Origin of the sequence: Nocardia sp. CDC153 (genome assembly GCF_035818515.1) — a bacterium.
Lineage (GTDB): Bacteria > Actinomycetota > Actinomycetes > Mycobacteriales > Mycobacteriaceae > Nocardia.
Genome location: NZ_JAYKYU010000002.1, coordinates 723,373 through 740,301 on the forward strand (window position 1 = coordinate 723,373; position 16,929 = coordinate 740,301).

The 16,929-nt window shown below is 66.7% G+C and carries 16 protein-coding genes; 6 read left to right on the forward strand and 10 right to left on the reverse strand.

The features are described from left to right. Positions 1–301 precede the first annotated feature (301 nt). The gene (locus VMT65_RS11725) at positions 302–571 is read left to right on the forward strand and encodes a PLD nuclease N-terminal domain-containing protein (RefSeq protein WP_326308132.1); all 270 of its coding nucleotides are present in this window, start codon (positions 302–304) and stop codon (positions 569–571) included. On the opposite strand, the gene VMT65_RS11730 is transcribed toward VMT65_RS11725, so the two are convergent. Further along, positions 568–831, reverse strand: coding sequence for a hypothetical protein (locus tag VMT65_RS11730; protein ID WP_326308133.1), 264 nt, complete (start codon positions 829–831; stop codon positions 568–570). The genes VMT65_RS11725 and VMT65_RS11730 overlap by 4 nt on opposite strands. A 333-nt stretch (positions 832–1,164) precedes the next feature. Between VMT65_RS11730 and VMT65_RS11735 the strand changes: the two genes are divergently transcribed. After that, positions 1,165–1,566: a hypothetical protein gene (locus tag VMT65_RS11735; RefSeq protein ID WP_326308134.1), complete on the forward strand. Its 402-nt coding sequence runs from the start codon at positions 1,165–1,167 to the stop codon at positions 1,564–1,566. Between the two features lie 3 nt (positions 1,567–1,569). Here VMT65_RS11735 and VMT65_RS11740 read toward each other — a convergent pair whose 3' ends face one another. Next, on the reverse strand, positions 1,570–1,884 hold the full coding sequence (locus VMT65_RS11740) for a hypothetical protein (protein WP_326308135.1): 315 nt from the start codon (positions 1,882–1,884) through the stop codon (positions 1,570–1,572). A 122-nt stretch (positions 1,885–2,006) separates the two neighbouring features. On the opposite strand from VMT65_RS11740, the gene VMT65_RS11745 reads away from it, so the two are divergent. Next, the gene (locus VMT65_RS11745; RefSeq protein ID WP_326308136.1) at positions 2,007–2,741 is read left to right on the forward strand and encodes a dienelactone hydrolase family protein; all 735 of its coding nucleotides are present in this window, start codon (positions 2,007–2,009) and stop codon (positions 2,739–2,741) included. 55 nt (positions 2,742–2,796) lie between these two features. On the opposite strand, the gene VMT65_RS11750 is transcribed toward VMT65_RS11745, so the two are convergent. Then, a complete protein-coding gene (locus VMT65_RS11750) occupies positions 2,797–3,060 on the reverse strand; it encodes a hypothetical protein (RefSeq protein ID WP_326308137.1) in 264 nt (87 codons plus the stop codon). A 44-nt stretch (positions 3,061–3,104) separates the two neighbouring features. Then, entirely contained in the window at positions 3,105–4,121 is a 1,017-nt protein-coding gene (locus VMT65_RS11755) for a hypothetical protein (RefSeq protein ID WP_326308138.1), read from the reverse strand. Positions 4,122–4,308: 187 nt separating this feature from the next. Here VMT65_RS11755 and VMT65_RS11760 point away from each other — a divergent pair, with 187 nt between their 5' ends. Further along, entirely contained in the window at positions 4,309–5,001 is a 693-nt protein-coding gene (locus VMT65_RS11760; protein ID WP_326308139.1) for a helix-turn-helix domain-containing protein, read from the forward strand. A 41-nt stretch (positions 5,002–5,042) separates the two neighbouring features. Here VMT65_RS11760 and VMT65_RS11765 read toward each other — a convergent pair whose 3' ends face one another. The 6 genes from VMT65_RS11765 to VMT65_RS11790 all read right to left on the reverse strand — a co-directional run bounded on the left by VMT65_RS11765 (position 5,043) and on the right by VMT65_RS11790 (position 14,290). Next, on the reverse strand, positions 5,043–6,089 hold the full coding sequence (locus tag VMT65_RS11765) for a hypothetical protein (RefSeq protein ID WP_326308140.1): 1,047 nt from the start codon (positions 6,087–6,089) through the stop codon (positions 5,043–5,045). 391 nt (positions 6,090–6,480) lie between these two features. Further along, positions 6,481–7,689: an ROK family transcriptional regulator gene (locus VMT65_RS11770; RefSeq protein ID WP_326308141.1), complete on the reverse strand. Its 1,209-nt coding sequence runs from the start codon at positions 7,687–7,689 to the stop codon at positions 6,481–6,483. Continuing rightward, positions 7,686–9,077 (reverse strand): xylulokinase, encoded by a 1,392-nt coding sequence (gene xylB, locus VMT65_RS11775; protein WP_326308142.1) that lies wholly within the window; start codon positions 9,075–9,077, stop codon positions 7,686–7,688. The genes VMT65_RS11770 and xylB overlap by 4 nt, the downstream gene beginning before the upstream one ends. After that, a complete protein-coding gene (xylA, locus tag VMT65_RS11780) occupies positions 9,074–10,252 on the reverse strand; it encodes a xylose isomerase (protein ID WP_326308143.1) in 1,179 nt (392 codons plus the stop codon). The genes xylB and xylA overlap by 4 nt, the downstream gene beginning before the upstream one ends. Positions 10,253–10,347: 95 nt before the next feature. Continuing rightward, on the reverse strand, positions 10,348–12,585 hold the full coding sequence (locus VMT65_RS11785; protein WP_326308144.1) for a serine/threonine-protein kinase: 2,238 nt from the start codon (positions 12,583–12,585) through the stop codon (positions 10,348–10,350). 205 nt (positions 12,586–12,790) lie between these two features. After that, complete coding sequence (locus tag VMT65_RS11790) at positions 12,791–14,290, reverse strand: amino acid permease (protein ID WP_326308145.1); 1,500 nt, start codon at positions 14,288–14,290, stop codon at positions 12,791–12,793. A gap of 186 nt (positions 14,291–14,476) precedes the next feature. Here VMT65_RS11790 and VMT65_RS11795 point away from each other — a divergent pair, with 186 nt between their 5' ends. Together VMT65_RS11795 and VMT65_RS11800 are read left to right on the forward strand one after the other, a co-directional pair. Next, positions 14,477–15,145, forward strand: coding sequence for a MerR family transcriptional regulator (locus VMT65_RS11795; RefSeq protein WP_326308146.1), 669 nt, complete (start codon positions 14,477–14,479; stop codon positions 15,143–15,145). A gap of 268 nt (positions 15,146–15,413) precedes the next feature. Beyond that, positions 15,414–16,865 carry an NAD(P)/FAD-dependent oxidoreductase gene (locus VMT65_RS11800; RefSeq protein WP_326308147.1) on the forward strand — a complete coding sequence of 484 codons (1,452 nt, stop codon included), beginning with the start codon at positions 15,414–15,416 and terminating at the stop codon, positions 16,863–16,865. Positions 16,866–16,929: the final 64 nt, after the last annotated feature.

A 16,929-nucleotide genomic window follows, 5' to 3' on the forward strand; every position in this document is an offset into this window, starting at 1 on the left:
GAACCGGCACAACGAAAGGCGATACGTGGTCTCCAAGGCCCCTCCGGCCAAGCGCAGAGAAACACCAATGACAACGAAAATCTAGTCGCCCGAGCAAGATCGGGTGACCACATCGGGAGAGCGGATGCGATTTGTCCGCAACGCGACAGCGGAGGGGATCCGATGTGGACATCCGGTCGAGCGGGTTACGCGGCGCACGGAGTAGTTCTTTCGATCTACATCGGTGGAGCTACCGCGCGAAGGCTAATAGTGGGCGAATGGCTGATGTGCGAGAAGGGAGGCCCTCGGTAGCGTCGAACGCATGATGACAACCCTCCTCGCAACGACCGAAAACAGCACCGGCGAATCCGTGGCATCGGTGGCGCTCGTCATCGGCATCCTCGCCGTCGCCCTGGCCGCCGTGGTGCTGTTCATCGCGGCGTTGGTGAGCGTCGTGCGCTCACGCAGCTACGCCGCGGGCGGCAAGGCGGTGTGGGCCCTGTTGATCCTGGCGTTCCCGTTCCTGGGTCCGGTCGCCTGGTTCGTGTGGGGCCGCACTTCCACCCTGATGAGCCCGGTCGACTATTCCTAGCGAACCTGGGCCACGGCCGTGGAAACGGTCGTGGGCTGGCCGATTTCGTGCTGCGCGTCCGGGATCACGACATGACCGGCGAATCCGCCGACAATGAACGCGCCAATGACGATGCCCGCGATTTTCGAATTGATTCGGCGGGGCTGCTGAACGGCGAAAAGGCCGAAATTCTTTACCGAGCCACGTGTCTGGTCGTACATGGTTCCTCCAAACTGCTGGGCCGCCCCGGCGCGGTGGTTCCGTGCCGTCGAAATACCCAATGCCCCTCTCCGACTGTGTTTTCGGAGTTCGAGACGTCAACGCGAATTACGGTCCTAGTAGTACCACGCCGATGGGTCGATATCCATGGGTATTCCAGGTCACAATCCGCCCGGTTCGCTCTCGAAGATGCCCTGCAAGGGGGCCCTTTCGTAGATCGTCGCCAAACCGCGGAGCGCGACCGGATGCGCGGTTCGGAGAATCACACCAATGAATAAGGGAATTCGCCATGCGGAGGGATGCGCGCGTGTGCACGGCATCACCATGTGGCGCGGCACACGTCCGGAGCGCACACTGGGAACGTAGCGCCGAATTCCTCCCCCGGAGCTGATGCGATGGCAACCAACGGCCCCTTCGGAATCGATCCCGAAGACTTCGAACGCGCCCTCCGCGAGGCGGGCGTCGACATCCGAGACCTCCTCGGCAAAGCCTCCGACTACCTCGACCGCACCACCACCAACCCGCTGACCTCGCTGCTCGGTCTGCTGGTCCAGCCCGAACGCGCCCCCAAACGCGAGGGTCCCACCACCGGCGAGTCCGGCGACGGCGTCTGGGCGGTCTACGTCCTCGACGACTCCGGCACCGCCACCGTCGACCAGATCTTCCCCACCGAACTCGAGGCGCTGCGCGCCCACCGCGACAACACCGACCCACACCGCCGGGTCCGTTTCCTCCCCTACGGCGTCCCCGTCAGTGCCCTGGACGAATTCACAAAACCCGAGCCACCCCAGGACTGAACCTCACTCGGTGACGAGCAGCGACTCCAACACGTGCGAGACCAACTTCGCGAGACACTCGAGCGAAGGATCGGCCCCCAACGCCGCCACATCCGCCTGAATCGCCTCCGGCAACCCAGGGTCCACCCTGGAGGCGATATCGTTCGCCATCCACTGCACCTCGGAATCGGTCACGAACCCCAGCGACTCCAACGCCTCCCGCGCCGTCTCGGTATCCAACTCCGGCCCGGCCGCCGCCCGCACCGCCGCAGCCGTCGGCTCATTGACATGCTCGGCAACAGTCTCCAAGAGACCCCGTAAAGGCTCGACATCGGTCATCTCGATCGATTACCCACCCCGCGCGACGCCAATCGGGGCCGAGCATCGCCATGGACATGCCGCGCGGGCTCCCCCGTCGTGTTGATATCAACCTCGACACATCGATCACGACAGGAGAATTCATGCCCATCAAGTCAGTTCTGATCCCCACCCCGGACGGCCAGGCCGACGGGTTCGCCGCCTTCCCCGACGACGGCGAACGCCATCCGGGGGTACTGATGTACGCCGACGGTTTCGGCCCGCGTCCCGTACTGCGGGAGATGGCCCTGGAGCTCGCCGGGCACGGCTACTACGTGCTCGTCCCCAACTTCTTCTACCGGCACGGACCGGCGCCGGTGATCGACCTGCCCGCCCACATCGACGCGGACGCGCGCCCCGGCATCTTCGCCGTGCTGATGCCCATGATCGGGGCGCATACCCCCGACCGCATCCTGCGTGATGCCGACGCCTATCTCGACTTCCTCACCACGCAGCCCGAAGTCGGCCCGGGACCGGTCGCGGTGACCGGCTACTGCATCGGCGGCCTCCTGGCGACGCGCACCGCCGCGGCGCACCCCGATCGGGTGGCCGCCCTCGCCGCCTTCCACGCCCCCGTGGCCGCCGCCGGACCCGATGTCCTCGCCCAGATCGGCGCCCAAGCCCACTTCGGCCACGCCGCAGGCGATCTGACGCCCGAGGACCTGACCGAGCTCAACCGGACCCTGACCGCGGCGGGCCTGACCTACACCTCGGAGATCTACCCCGACACCGTCCACGGCTTCACCATGTCCGACACCGACTCCTTCGACCCCGCAGCTCTCCAACGCCACTGGGACAGCCTGCTCCCGCTCCTCGACCGCACCCTCACAACCACCTGAGGATCTCCCGCGGTGCCGCACTGACCACTTCGGTCAGCGCGGCTCCCCGTCGACCTCAGAGCGATGTGCCGGTGGAGACACAGCTATTCGTCGCAGGGTTGTAAGCCTGGAAGAACAACGTGCACCCGTGCAGCACATCGTCGAGAGCGAAAGAGCCGGTGGACGATCCGGTCGAAGCGGCCGCTCCGGCCACCGGCACGGTCGGGTCCTGCACGGCCGGTGCCGCGGCCGCGGTACCGACCACGGTGGCGAACCCGACCGCCGCCGAAGCGAGGGCGAGTGACCCGCGAATCATGGTGCGCGCGTTGATCAGTGACATTGATTGTCTCCTCTGGAGCGATATCCGAACAGAGTGACGAACACTCATGTTCGCATACCGTACAACAAGTGACCCGTTCCCACTTCAGATCTCGCACGACAGATCCGCTTCGCCGTAAAGGCAAGCAGCGCAAGAGCGGCGAGAGCGAAGACCGCGTTGCCCATACGGTCCACATACGCGGGCGCGGGAAAGCTCGGCGGTTGCAGAAAGCCGTGCCAGGCATAGGTGAGCAGACCGGCGGCACCCAGGGCGAACCTGTGCCACGGTCCCCAGCCCTCGCACCGGGACCAGCGCAGGATGAGCAGCGTCATGGTGGCGTAGAGCGCGAGGTATCCGCAGACCGTGATCCACGCGGGCACAACGGATTCCAGCTCGATCCCCGCCGTCGCGAGCACGCTGGGTATCCAGTACGCCAGCCCCGCGGCCATGGCGATCGTGAAGACGGTCCACGGGTGGGCCGAGGTAGCCGGGAGGCGGGGGCGGCGGAGTCGGGCGGACAGAAACGCGGCGATGATCAGGGCGACGGCCACGCCCAGAGTCCCGATGATCCGAGCGGCCGACAACGGGTAGTTCGCCGAACCCGCCAGAGCGACAGGCGCCGCGCCGCCGAGCACGAACAAGACGGCCGAAACGGTGACTCCGACCTTGCCGAGCCAGGGCGTCTCGGGTTGACGTGAGCCCGCCTCCACCATCGCTATCGGCACCGCGATACTCCACACCCCGTGAATGGCCAGCACGAACACGGTCCAGTAGGCACCGATGCCCAGCGCCGGGATGAATCCGTAGTCCAGCAGCCGCAATCCGGCGTAGTCGGGATCGAACAGCGATCTCGTGAGCAAACCCTCCTCGATCACGGCATACGCGAGGCCCAGCACGACGATCCCCGGCCACCCGAGCCGCCACCGGCGAGCGGTCTCCCGAATCAGCAGTGCGCCACCGCCATAGAGCGGAATCAGCCCGATGATCATCGGCAGGTCATTGATGGGAACGTTGCCGAGCAGATACTCACCGACCAGTGGCGCGAGAACCAGCAAGCCGAGTGCCGGAAGAATTCGTCTCATCACGCGCGCCCCCGATCACCATAATTCTTGGTGTTCAACACAATTGAAAGCTACGTTGCATTCAGAAATCGGGTCAATCGATCGATTCGAGAAACCGCAGGTAGCCGACGGTAAATCCGTGCATTGGCACTGCATCCGAATGCAATGAAACGTTGCACCGAATGATCCCGAACGCAATAGTGGCGTCATGTCGGAAGCAAGGTTGACCCTGCAGGACCGTCGCCGCATAGCCACCGGCCTCGCCGAAGGTCGCTCCTACGCCGAGATAGCCAGGCGGCTGCACCGCCCGACCTCGACGATCAGCCGCGAAATCACCCGCAACGGCGGCCCCGGCGACTACCACCCCGAACGCGCCCAACAGGCAACAGCCCGGCGAGCGCGCCGCCCCACCCCGAAACGTCCCCGCGAGACCAACCCCCTGGACCCCAAGGTCCTCGAGGTGGAGGCCGAAGCCGTCGACATGGCGATCGGCATGGGATTGCCGAAAATGGTTGCGCGGGTACTCATCTGCCTGTGGCTGAGCGAGCACGGCCGCCTGACCGCAGCCGAACTCTCCCGCACCCTGAAGGTGAGTCCCGCCTCGATCTCCACCGCCGTGGCCTACCTGGCCCGACAAGGCCTGATCAAACGCGAACGCGACCCCGGCCGACGCCGCGACATCTACATCGTCGACGACGACGCCTGGTACCACTCGACCGTAACCAGCCTCCACCGCACCCTCGCGGCAGCCGAAATGACAAGGGCAGCAGCCGAAACCCTGGGCCTCCACACCCCCACCGGCTCCCGCCTGGCCAAAGGCAGCACCTTCCTCAAACACATCAGCCTCGACGGCCTATCCTCAGCCAACCACTGGCGCACTCTCCCCCCGGACCACCCGTAAATCCCCCACGAAAACCGTTGATTCGGTTCCATGAGGGCCAGTCAGTGGGCAGATGGTAGGTGCGGCCAGGCTCGCGTGGCCAGCTCGCGAGCAATGTGACACGCCCGGTCGGGACCACCGTGCTCGACTTGTGCAGTGAGAGTGACATTTTCATACAGAGGTCCAGGCTCGGACACATAGGGCAAGCTGCTGCGGTGGCCGGGCCATGGAGACCACACCTTGATGGTCGTCGTGAGGCGGCACCAAGGAAAGCCGTCGTTGTCGTTGGGATAGGTGTGCGTGATTCGGCCAGCGATCGTTTCAGCGGGAAGCCGGTCCAGGCCCTCGGTATCGAGTCGCGCCTCGAGGGTGACATCGTCTCCCGCACGGCGTCCGGATGGCCGCGACTGCCAGACACACGAGTGCGGCTGCTGCGCCGTGGTGATGCCGGAATCCCCGGAAACCGCCTCGACTTCCGGCGCCGTCAGGGCCGAACACAGATCCATCGCACCCACCGAGTCCGGCGGAAACTCGAGCGCCGGAAGGCTACCGGACCGCAACTGCGCGACGACAGCGGCCACGGTGCGCTCGCCCGCCCGATCGATATCGGCCGAATCAGCAGCGGAGGTGTGGGGGCTCGACCAGACCTGCACCGAGTAGGCGTCGTTCGCGCGCACCCTGGTCGAGTAATCACTGCCTGCCGTCCGCGGCGATCGGGCAATGCTGATGTCACCATCATGAGTAACGGTCCGAGTCGGCATCGTCGGCGGATCCTTGTCCCGCCCCTTGGCTTCGATGTGGATGTACAGCTTCACAAACCGGCTGTCACCGGGCAGGTCGACGACGACTTTGCAGGAAAGGAAATCATCGGGCTCGATATCGACCTCCGGGCGAGCGGTGCCGGGAACATCGACAGCGATCCCGGAGAACGTGTCGGGTGAGACGAACCCACACGGATCCGCCCGTCGAAGAATATCGAATCCGCCTCCGGGGTCGGATTGGCTCGAGTGCCGGTCAGCGCCACCAACGCAAGCACTCAGAACCACCGCGGCCGGAATCAGGGCAGCCAGAACCAACACCCGACTCGGATGCACGACTGCATCTAGCACGGATCGACCCTTCAATCGCCAAATAACGGGAAGTATGCCGATTGACCCGCCCGCCGAGTAATCGACCACCGACACCCCTCAATTCGACAGGTAATCAGACTGTACTGTCATCCGACCAAGCCTTTCACATCAAAGCCGGTAGATTGCCATAAATTCGCTATAGAGATCTATTCACCAAGCATGTGAACCCCGCCAGCTGTCGAACCTCGAGGAGCGTATAGCGATGCGGACCACCCGTTCCGCCGCTGTGTTGGGAGTTGTGTCAGCCGCAGCCGTCGTCGCTCGAGTTCACGAGCCCGACATTCCCCACCGAAGCGTTCTTCGAGGTTTGCTTTCCCTCCGTCAGCGAGCTGCAACTTGCTGTGCTGAGTGGATACGGCAGCCCAATGGTCTATTCCCGCGAGTAGCGATCGCCACTCAACGACACGGGAGCTGGTTGGTCCGGGGCCAGGAGGAGTTGCGGTGTGAGGCAGCAGTGGCGGGTGATGAGGGCGGCTGCGCCGCGGGAGACGGCTGCGCTGCCAAGGGGGGAGGCTGCGAGGGTGGTCGGGCGTTTTGTGGCGGCGAGGACGCCGGTGCCGAGTTCGGCGCGCACTCCGGGGACGAGGTCGTCGAAGAAGCGTGTGTAGCTGCCGCCGAGGACGATCGTGCCGACGTCGCAGAGGTTGACCAGGGAGGACAGGGCTACGCCGAGGGCGGATCCGGCGCAGTTGACGGCGGAACGGGTGCGGATGTCGCCCGCGCGCAGGGCGTCGCAGAGTGAGTCGAGGCGGGGCTGGCCCGCGGCGGTGAGGATTGCCTGCAGGCCCGCGTATTGTTCGACGCAGCCTTGGCTGCCGCAGGTGCAGGGGCGGCCCGCGCGCTCGATGACGACGTGGCCGAGTTCGCCCGCGAAGCCGCTGCGGCCGCGGAACAGGGTGCCGTCGAGGATGATTCCGGCGCCGATGCCGACGTCGCCGGAGACGTAGACGAAGTCGTCACCGGCCAGGCGGCGAGGCCACACGTGGGCGAGGGCGGCGAGATTGGCCTCGTTGTCCACCAGCACCGTCGGGGCTCCGAGCGCGGACGCCAGGCGATCGCCGATCCGCACCCCGGTCAGGGAGGGCACATTCGGCGCGTGCACGACCGTGTCGGCGTGCATGATGCCGGGCACCGCCAGCCCGATTCCCAGTGGCTCACAGCCGGATTCGGTGAGCGCGGCACGAATGAGTTCGGCGAGCCGGTCGATCAGGTCGTCGGCGGCGCGGCGGCGGTTGTCGAGGTCGATGCGCGCGTCGGCCGCGATCGACCCGTCCAAGCGCTGCACGGTGACGGCGAGGTGGCGCACATTGATTTCCGCTCCGACGGCCACCGGGGCCTCGTCGGAGAATCGCAGGGGTCGCGAGGGGCGACCGCGCCCGGTGTTCACCAGATCGTCCTCGATCAGAATCCGTTGTCGCAGCAGCGGTTCCACCAGGTTGGCGATGGTGGCCTTGGTCAGGCCGATGCGCTGGGCGAGCTCGGCGCGCGAGGCCGGGCCCTCCAGCAGGGCCGTCAGCAGGGCCTGCAGATTTCCGGTGCGCACCTGCCGCAGGTGCACCGGGCCGGTTGGCGGTGTCATCGCTCGAGATACTTCGACTGGGCCGACAGGTACCGTTCCCGCACCGCGTCCGCCACCGGAGCCTCGTAACGCTGTGCCGGAGCGGCGGATTCGGGCCAGTCCGGGAGCTCGGGTCCACCCCGTAGCGCCCATGCGGCCTGGCGGGCCGCGCCCTCGGCGACGTATTCGCCGGGCTCGGGTGCCAGCACCGGCACGCCGAACACCGCGGGTGCGATCTCCCGCACCGCGGGCAGCGCGGCGGCACCACCGATCAACCGTACGGTGGTGACCGAAACACACTGGGCGGCCAGGGCTTCCAACCCGGCGGCGATCCCGCACAGCATGCCCTCCACGGCGGCACGGGCGAGATTGGCCGGTGTCGCGGAGGCGGTGGTGAGGCCGTGCAGGGCACCGGTCGCGGTGGGCAAGTTGGGGGTTCGCTCCCCGTCGAAATACGGGACCAGCACCACCCCGTCGGCCCCGGACGGAGCCGACAGCGCGAGCTCGCTCAGCTTCCGCAGTCCGACTCCGAGCAGACCGGCGGTGGTGTCCAGAACCCGCGCGGCATTGAGGGTGCAGACCAGCGGGAGATGGCGGTCGGTGGCATCGGCGAAACCGGCGACGATGCCGGTCGGGTCGGCCGGACGCTGCACCGAGCTCGCCGAAACCACACCCGAAGTGCCTAGCGACACAACCACATCCGTGCCCGCCGCCAATCCGAGCCGGGCCGCCGCATTGTCGCCCGCCCCGGCGGCCAGCAGCGGACCGGACGCCGATGCCGTCGACTCATTCGGGCCCATCACCCTGGGGAGCAGCAGATCGTTTCGGCCACAAGCGAATTCGAGCAAGTCCCGGCAGTATTCGCCGATGCTGGAATCGAAATAGCCAGTGCCCGAGGCGTCGGAGCGGTCGGTGGTGAGCTGGTCGAGTCCACCGCCACGCAATCGCCAGGTCAGCCAGTCGTGCGGAAGACAGACCGCGGCGGTGCGGGCGAGGTTGTCGGGCTCGTGCTCGGCCAGCCAGCGCAGCTTCGTGACGGTGAACGAGGCCACCGGCACCGATCCGGTGCGCTGCGCCCAGGTCGGCGCACCCAGTTCGTCGACCAGGTCGCGGGCGGCATCGGCCGATCGAGTGTCGTTCCACAGCAGCGCGTCTCGCACCACCCGACCCGCCTCGTCCAGGCACACCAGACCGTGCTGCTGTCCCGCGATGCCGATCGCCGCCACCTCGTCGAGGCCCCCGGCGTCGTCGAACGCTTCGTGCAGTGCGGTCCACCAGTGCTCCGGATGAACCTCGGTGCCGGGCGGATGCGCCGCCCGCCCGGACCGCACCGCCCGCCCGCTCTCCGCGTCACGAATGACGACCTTGCACGCCTGGGTGGAGGAGTCGACTCCCGCGACCAGCGTCATCGTGCGCCCAACAGGTGCTCGAGCGCCAACTGGTTCAGACGGACGAAGCCGTAGCCGCGCTCGCCGACCCGGTCCGGGTCGAAATCGGCTGCCGGATCTGCCAGTAGGTCGGTGTAGTGCTCACCCGGGGACAGGGTGGGGGTGTGCAGCGTCTGCACCCCGGCATCCGAAAGCGCCTGTTGGACTTCGGGATCCGCGCGGAAGGCGCGGGCCCGTTCCTTGAGTAGCAGGTAGGTGCGCATATTCGCGGCCGCGGAATCCCAGACACCCTCGATGTTTTCGGTCCGCGAGGGCTTGTAGTCGAAGTGGCGCGGGCCGTCATAGGCGGGTTCGCCGTTGGGCCCGCCGTTCTCCAGCAGGTCGACCAGACTGAACGCGTTCATCAGATCACCGTGGCCGAAGACCAGGTCCTGGTCGTATTTGATGCCCCGCTGGCCGTTCAGGTCGATGTGGAAGAGCTTGCCCTGCCACAGCGCCTGCGCGATGCCGTGCGCGAAGTTCAATCCCGCCATCTGCTCGTGTCCCACTTCGGGATTGACCCCGACCAGTTCCGGGTGCGCGAGGGTGGTGATGAACGCCAGCGCATGCCCGACGGTCGGCAGCAGAATGTCCCCGCGCGGCTCATTGGGCTTCGGCTCGATCGCGAAGCGCAGATCGTAACCCCGGTCCCGCACGAATTCGGTGAGCACATCGAGGCTTTCGCGGTACCGGTCCAGCGCCGCGCGCACATCCTTGGCGCTGTCGTATTCCGCGCCCTCGCGCCCGCCCCACAGCACATAGGTCCGCGCCCCGAGCTCGGCCGCCAACTCGACATTCCGCAACACCTTGCGCAGCGCGAACCGCCGCACCCCCCGATCGTTGCTGGTGAACCCACCGTCCTTGAACACCGGATGGGTGAACAGATTCGTGGTGACCATCGGCACCACCATCCCGGTCTCCGCCAACGCTTTCCGCAACTCCTCGATCCGCCGCTCCCGCTCCCCCGCGGTCGTCCCGAACGGAATCACGTCGTCATCGTGAAAGCTGATCCCGTACGCCCCCAACCCGGCCAGCCGGTGCACCGCCTCCACCGCATCCAGTTCGGGTCGCGTGGCATCCCCGAACGGATCCCTCCCCCGCCACCCCACAGTCCACAATCCGAACGAGAACCTATCCGCGGGTGTCGGCGCAACCATGTCCATCCTCCACTTTGTTCAGACATTGAACTAAGTGTTCGGCAGCCTACTCACCACCCGCTCGGAAGTTATGGAAATCGCCGAAATAGTTCCGTTCAGAACCAGGACCATGGGCGCACTCGATTGGCCAGATCGATCAGGTCGAAGCGGTGCTGCGGGCGGGTGGCGGTCCACGCCACCGCGCGCAATGCCGCCTCGACGCCGCGGCGCAATCCTCTCTCGGTCGTCGGATAGCCCAGTACCGGACGGTCCGTCGCATCGGTCAGCGCGCCGCACCGGAGCGCGGCCAGGGCGGCACTGAGGACTATGACCCGCAGTTGCCGGACCCGGGGCCCGTCGGCGAGCGCCTCCAGACACTCCGCGGCGCGCCGCACATGCCGCGCACGCAGTTCGGTCGGCGGTCGCGAGACCGCCAGCAGCGCCGCGGTCATCCCCGCCAGCTCGGCCAGACCACTCGTCGGCGGCACCGACGCCAGCATCGCGACCGCGTGGTCGAGGTCGCCCGCCTCCGTTCGGCAGCGAGCCACACCGAAGGCCGCGCTCTCCATCCCGCGATCGATGGCCCACACGGCTCGGTAATGCTCACGCGCCGTAGCGCGCCAACGCGATTCGACTTCGTCCTGGGTCAGCAGATCGGCCTGGGCTTGCAGCTCCGCGGCCGCACCCAATGCCATCATCGGCGCGATCTCGCCGGGCAGCGCCCCTCTGACGGCATCGAACAACTCATAGGCCGACGCGTAGCGCCCCTCCAGCAAATCGGCCACGGCCCGATACCAGTCCAGGCGCCAATCAGTTTCGGCTGCCGTGCCGTCCAGCCGAGCCATCGTCTCACGGGCCCCGGCGAGTTTCCCGAGATCCAACTGCGCTCGCACCTCGGCGAGGGCCGCCTCGTGGGCGAACGAGGCCGGAAGCGTCAGGACCCCGGCAGCGGCGGATTCCCGGTAGACCCGAAGCATGTCCAACACACGCTCGGGATCCTCGTGCAGCAATGGGGACACCAGCTCGGCACTGGGGTCGTCCGGATCGATCAGCGGAACAGCCAGTGCGGCAACGACATCCGGTGACCGCAGCAGGGGCCGGCGTGCGACGCCGTCGGAGAGACCGTCGGTGGGCAGCAGCAGCACCTCGGTACCGAAATCGGCTCGCGCGGAACCGAAGACGGTCGAGATCTGGGGAATGCCGCGCCCGGTGTCGGCGGCCAGCACCGCCCGCAAGACCCCGGCCGCCTGGCAGTACATGTCGTATATCGATGAAAAACGTTGCGCCGGATCGGGATCGGTGGCACGCACCAGCAGGCGGTGAAACGCCGGATACCGCCGCAGCGCGCTCGCCCGATCCGGTGACGGCAGGCCCGGCAATCTGTTTCCGTGTCGATCCAGCGACATCGGCAGGGTCAGCGCGGCCAGGGTGCGACCGACGGCGTAGATGTCGGCCGCGACGGAGGGACCGGTCTCGGTGTATTCGGGCGCCTGATAACCCACCGTCCCGTACAGGCTGCCGCCGGAGCCCAGCGCGGCCACCGCACCGAGGTCGATGAGCCGGACCTCACCGTCCCCGACCATGATGTTGTCCGGTTTCACATCGTTGTAGCCCAGGCCCAGCCCGTGCAGATAGTCCAGGGCGGGCAGCACCTCCATCACGCAGGCCAGCGCCTCGGCCACCGAAAACCGCTCGGGCGCAAGGGCATCCAGCAGGGCGCGCAGGGACTGGCCGCCGATGTACTCCATGACGATGTACCCCGCCACCACGCCGTCCTCGGAACGGTGCTGCACGAAGTTGAAGATCTTCACAATGCTGGGGTGCGCCAACTCCGACAGGAACTGTCGCTCGGCGACCGCGACGATCCGCGCCTCCATGTCGCCGGGGTTCTGCAGGCCCTTCAACACCACCCATCGCCTGCTGACATTGCGGTCCCTGGCCAGGTAGATCCACCCCATACCCCCGTAGGCCAGGCACCCGTGCACATCGTATTGATCCGCGACGACGGTCCCCGGCCGCAGCGGCGGCCGGAAGTTGAACCGGGTCCCGCATCGCTCGCAGTTGCCGGTCGGCCCGGCATCCGCGGCGCGGCCGACCGGGTGGCGACACTTCCAGCAGAACCGCTTGTCCTGGGGCACTTCGGGATCGACCGGCACGGCGGCGGCCGGATCGATCGTCGGTACCGTCGGCAGCGGCACCATCCCGGTGCCGAGTTGCTGCCGCACGGCCCGGAACCGCGCCGCGCGCGCCGAGACCACGGTGCGTTCACCACCGATCCCCACGCCGGCGACCGCGGAGGTGACCTCCGCGCCGCGCTGCGCGACGGGACCGGACGTGACGGAAATATCCGGCATGAGCACCTCGACCCGCGAACCGACACCGACCCCGGAACCCGAACCGCTCCACCGCGTGGAGGCGCGCGGTGGAGCGGTCGACTGCCGGCCCCTGGGTGGCGTCACTAATAGGGGGACCGACGAGCTTATGGGATTGTCGAGGACTCGATGAGGTGTCGCAACCACAGCCTCGATATCGCGACACCCGGTGTTCACCCGACCCGGTTCAGCGCTCGCGGTGTTCGAGCGGACGCTCGGCGAGGACCGGGAACTGCCCGGTGAATCCGGACCGGGCCGCGGCGATCGCCAGCACCCGCTTGCGCGTCAGGAACCAGCCGAGAGTCATCACCGGCACCACGACCACCACCATCGCGATCAGTGCGCCGCGCTGGGTGTCGTCCTTGCCGAAGGCCATCAGCGCGAGCACGCCCACCAGGAAGAGCAGTGCCGCCCAGTTGGTGTAGGGCGCGCCCGGCATCCGGAACTTCGGTCGGACGGCCTTGCCCTCGCGGGCCCAGCGCCACAGCTTCAACTGGCAGATCAGGATCGCCGCCCAGGCCGCGATGGTGCCCAGCGCCGACATGTTCAGCACGATCTCGAAGGCCTTCGCGGGCACGATCGCATTGAGCCCGACACCGCCCAGAGCGACGGTGGCGGTGGCGAGAATTCCCACGTACGGCACGCCACCGCGGCTCATCCGGGCCGCCACGGACGGCGCGCTGCCGTTGACGGCCATCGAGCGCAGAATGCGGCCGGTCGAGTACAGCCCGGCATTGAGGCTGGAGAACGCGGCGGTCAGCACGATCAGGTTCATCACCGAGCCCGCGCCATTGATGCCGAGCTTGCTGAAGAACGTCACGAACGGGCTGGTGCCGGCCTTGAACGCGGTGTACGGCAACAGCATCGACAACAGCACCAGCGAGCCGACATAGAACAGGGCGATGCGGGCGATGACGGAGTTGATCGCGCGGGGCATGACCTTCTCGGGATTCTCGGCCTCACCCGCCGCCGTGCCGACGAGTTCCACTGCCGCGTAAGCGAATACGACGCCGGTCGTGGTCAAGACCAAGGGCAGTGTCCCGGTCGGGAACAACCCGCCGTGGCTGGAGATCACGCTCGGCCCGGTGACCTGGCCCGCGATCTTGAACCGGCCGAGCAGGAATACCAGACCGACCACCAGGAAGCTGATCAACGCCACCACCTTGATCAGGGCCGCCCAGAACTCCATCTCACCGAACCACTTGACCGACACCATGTTCAGCGCGACCACGAACACCAGCGCGATGAGCGCGATCGTCCATTGCGGAATCACCTTGGTCGCGCCCCAGTAGTGCACATAGGTGGCGATGGCGGTGATGTCGACGATGCCGGTCATACACCAGTGGAAGAAGTACATCCAGCCGACGCCGAAGGCGAGCTTCTCGCCGTAGAACTCGCGGGAATAGGAGACGAACGATCCCGACGAGGGCCGGTGCATCACCAGTTCGCCGAGCGCGCGCAGGATGAAGAACACGAATATCCCGCACACCGCGTAGGCGATGAACAGGCCGGGACCGGCGACCTTGAGACGCCCGGCGGCGCCGAGGAACAGACCGGTCCCGATTGCGCCGCCAATGGCGATCATCTGCAACTGCCGCGGGCGCAGGGCCTTGTGATAGCCCGCATCCTCAGCCTCGATGCCGAGCGCGGACGTCGGCGCGTCCGTTCGACTTTCAACGGTGGCCATAGTGGAAGACCTCTCATGTGCTGGGCGATAGTGCCCTCAATCACACCATCGTGCGGTGAACCATATACATCGTTTGATGGCACATGCAATGCTGTGATGACAGGTTTACGAACCCGAAACCTGATCCCGCGACGCAGGCCGCCCGGGACGCGAAGCATCCACGGTCGGATGTGGTTTCCTGGAGACGTGGCCGAGACGGAATTCACGATCGACGAGCTGGCGCGCGAGACCGGCATGACGGTGCGCAGCCTGCGCGCCTACCACGAGCGCGGAGTGCTGCCGCCGCCATACCTGAAGGGCCGCACCGGTTTCTACAGCCAGGAGCATGTGAACCGGCTGCAGATGATCAGCCGCCTGCTCGACCGCGGCATCAAGCTGCACGGCATCCGCGAATTGCTCGAGGCCTGGGATCGCGGCGAGGACCTCGGCGATGTGCTCGGAGTAGAGGAGACGCCCGACCCCGCCGCCGAGCAGACCGCCCGGCTCACCGGCCGCGAAGCCACCCCGGCCCGGCGCATTCCGGCCACCCACCTGGCCGAACGGTACAGCGAGGTGCCCAACGGCCTGGCCCGCATCGTCGCCGCGGGTCTCTACGAGCCCGTCGACGTGGCCACCTACCGAGAACGCAACCCCCGCCTGGTCGCCCTGACCGAACAACTCGTCACCGCCGGGGTCCCCCGCACCCGCGCCCTCGACGAGGTCGAGCGCCTGCGCGCCACCTGCGAACACATCGCCCGCCGCTTCGCCGACCTGGCGGAATCGACCCCGGTCGCGATCCGAGCCCTACCGGGCCAGGCCGCAGCCGAACTGGTCGACGAATTCATCACGCGCTACCTGGATTCGGCCCCCCACTAACTCTCTTGATCCTATGACTCACCATGAGCGCATAGACCATCAAATGGTGGCACATAAGTCAATGGCTCTTGCCGCTTGCCGCCGGAGGTAGGCGTCGAGTGCAGCGCGGTTGGCCGTGATGGCGTACGGCCACTAGTCCTCGCCGAACTGTGCCGGCCCACTCACCGTCGTTTCTCCGGTGAAACCGGGTGCCCACGTGGAGAAATGTCTTTCGAACCCCGGCAAAGAGCTTGGCGCGGATACTGGGTGGGAGCTTGGAGGAGGCGCCATGGATCTTCGGGCACCGGTGTGCGTGGTGGGCGCTGGCCAGAGTGGGATTCTCGTGGCGGCGAAGCTGCGGGAGTTGGGGTTCGAGTCGGTCGATGTGTTCGAGGCGCGGCCTCGGATCGGGGGTTACTGCGAGACCGCGACAGTGGCGGGTGAGGTGTACGACTTCCAGGCGCACCTGGTGATTCAGCAGGACTTCGGGGCGGGTTTCGCGGGGACCGCGATTCATGGATTGCTCGAGCGGCATCCGGTCGAGATGCAAACCGAGGCTTTGTATTTCGTTGGGCGATCGCGGTCGGGGAAACCCCGGATGGGGGTGCCGCCGCATTTCGTGCCACTGTTCGCGGCCTCGACGCCGGAACAGGTGGCGGATCAGATCGCCGAGGCGTGGACGATTATCGAAGGCGCGGTGCGGGATCGGCGCGGGCCGGGAATGAACGGGCTGGCGTTCGACCGCCGGGCCGGGGAGACATGGGAGACATATCGGGCTCGACACGCGCCGCTGGTGGGGGAAGTACTACAGGGGCTGACCCTGTACGCGAACATGCGGCGGCCGCGCCAGCCGGCCGAGAGCGTCATCAATATCAACGCGCATATCTCGGGGCATGTCTCGCAGCTGGCGAAGATGATGCTGTCGGCATATCCGAGGCAACGGGAAGCCCTGCTCAGACGCCTGCCCGAATCGCTTGTCGCACAGATGAACTCGCTCCGACCGGTCACGGTCAGCTTTCGGCGGGGTTTTATCGATCTGCTTCGGCGCATTGTCGCGGACCATCGAATCGAGGTGCTGGTCGACGCTCCGGTGACGCGAATCGAGCCGCTCGGCGCGGAAGGTGTTCGCGTCGGTTATCGACGCGCCGGAGTGGCGTGCACTGCGGTGTACTCCCGGGTGGTGGTCACGACGCGGCCCACGCAGATTCGGGAGATGTTCCCGGACGGGGAGATACGAGAGCTTTTCGACGAGCGGAACTGCCCACGCACCTGGACACGCAGCTACCTCATCCGGGTTCGCAACGAGCTCATTGCGTTCCCGCGCGGAGTCGTTGACCCCGAACCGCTGGGGTTCTGGGTGATCGACCCGTACGGGAGTTATACCGACACCGATCCGGATCAGGCCCTGCATCGGATCACCGCGGCCAATAAACAGCACCCGGGGCCGTACTGGGTGTGTTTCAGCAACTCGGACAGATCGGTATCCGATGCGCGCGCCTGGGAGTTGGCGAAGGAATCCCTGTTTCTGTTCGAGGACCCGGAGCTGATCACGGAGACCATCGCCGAATGGCCCGCGTATCCGAGCGCCGCGGCGATCCGCGAGGGCTGGCTCGACCGGGTGGAGGCCACACAGGGACGCGACGGCATCTACTTCGCCGGGGAGATCTTGTCCGGACCGACCATCGAGTGCATCAGTTCCTTTGCACAGGAGGTGATTCCGCAGTGGTTCGCCCACAGCTAGCACTGGTTGCCGGTCGCAATCGCATTGTTGACCGGGCACGATCCGAGAGCAAGCCGGCAAACCC

Excerpts from the sequence above, each read along its gene's own strand:
- VMT65_RS11725 (WP_326308132.1), top strand. The coding sequence starts at position 302 with ATGATGACAACCCTCCTCGCAACGACCGAAAACAGCACCGGCGAATCC.
- VMT65_RS11735 (WP_326308134.1), top strand. The coding sequence starts at position 1,165 with ATGGCAACCAACGGCCCCTTCGGAATCGATCCCGAAGACTTCGAACGC.
- VMT65_RS11740 (WP_326308135.1), bottom strand. The coding sequence starts at position 1,884 with ATGACCGATGTCGAGCCTTTACGGGGTCTCTTGGAGACTGTTGCCGAG.
- VMT65_RS11745 (WP_326308136.1), top strand. The coding sequence starts at position 2,007 with ATGCCCATCAAGTCAGTTCTGATCCCCACCCCGGACGGCCAGGCCGAC.
- VMT65_RS11750 (WP_326308137.1), bottom strand. The coding sequence starts at position 3,060 with ATGTCACTGATCAACGCGCGCACCATGATTCGCGGGTCACTCGCCCTC.
- VMT65_RS11755 (WP_326308138.1), bottom strand. The coding sequence starts at position 4,121 with ATGAGACGAATTCTTCCGGCACTCGGCTTGCTGGTTCTCGCGCCACTG.
- VMT65_RS11760 (WP_326308139.1), top strand. The coding sequence starts at position 4,309 with ATGTCGGAAGCAAGGTTGACCCTGCAGGACCGTCGCCGCATAGCCACC.
- VMT65_RS11770 (WP_326308141.1), bottom strand. The coding sequence starts at position 7,689 with ATGACACCGCCAACCGGCCCGGTGCACCTGCGGCAGGTGCGCACCGGA.
- xylB (WP_326308142.1), bottom strand. The coding sequence starts at position 9,077 with ATGACGCTGGTCGCGGGAGTCGACTCCTCCACCCAGGCGTGCAAGGTC.
- xylA (WP_326308143.1), bottom strand. The coding sequence starts at position 10,252 with ATGGTTGCGCCGACACCCGCGGATAGGTTCTCGTTCGGATTGTGGACT.
- VMT65_RS11785 (WP_326308144.1), bottom strand. The coding sequence starts at position 12,585 with ATGCCGGATATTTCCGTCACGTCCGGTCCCGTCGCGCAGCGCGGCGCG.
- VMT65_RS11790 (WP_326308145.1), bottom strand. The coding sequence starts at position 14,290 with ATGGCCACCGTTGAAAGTCGAACGGACGCGCCGACGTCCGCGCTCGGC.
- VMT65_RS11800 (WP_326308147.1), top strand. The coding sequence starts at position 15,414 with ATGGATCTTCGGGCACCGGTGTGCGTGGTGGGCGCTGGCCAGAGTGGG.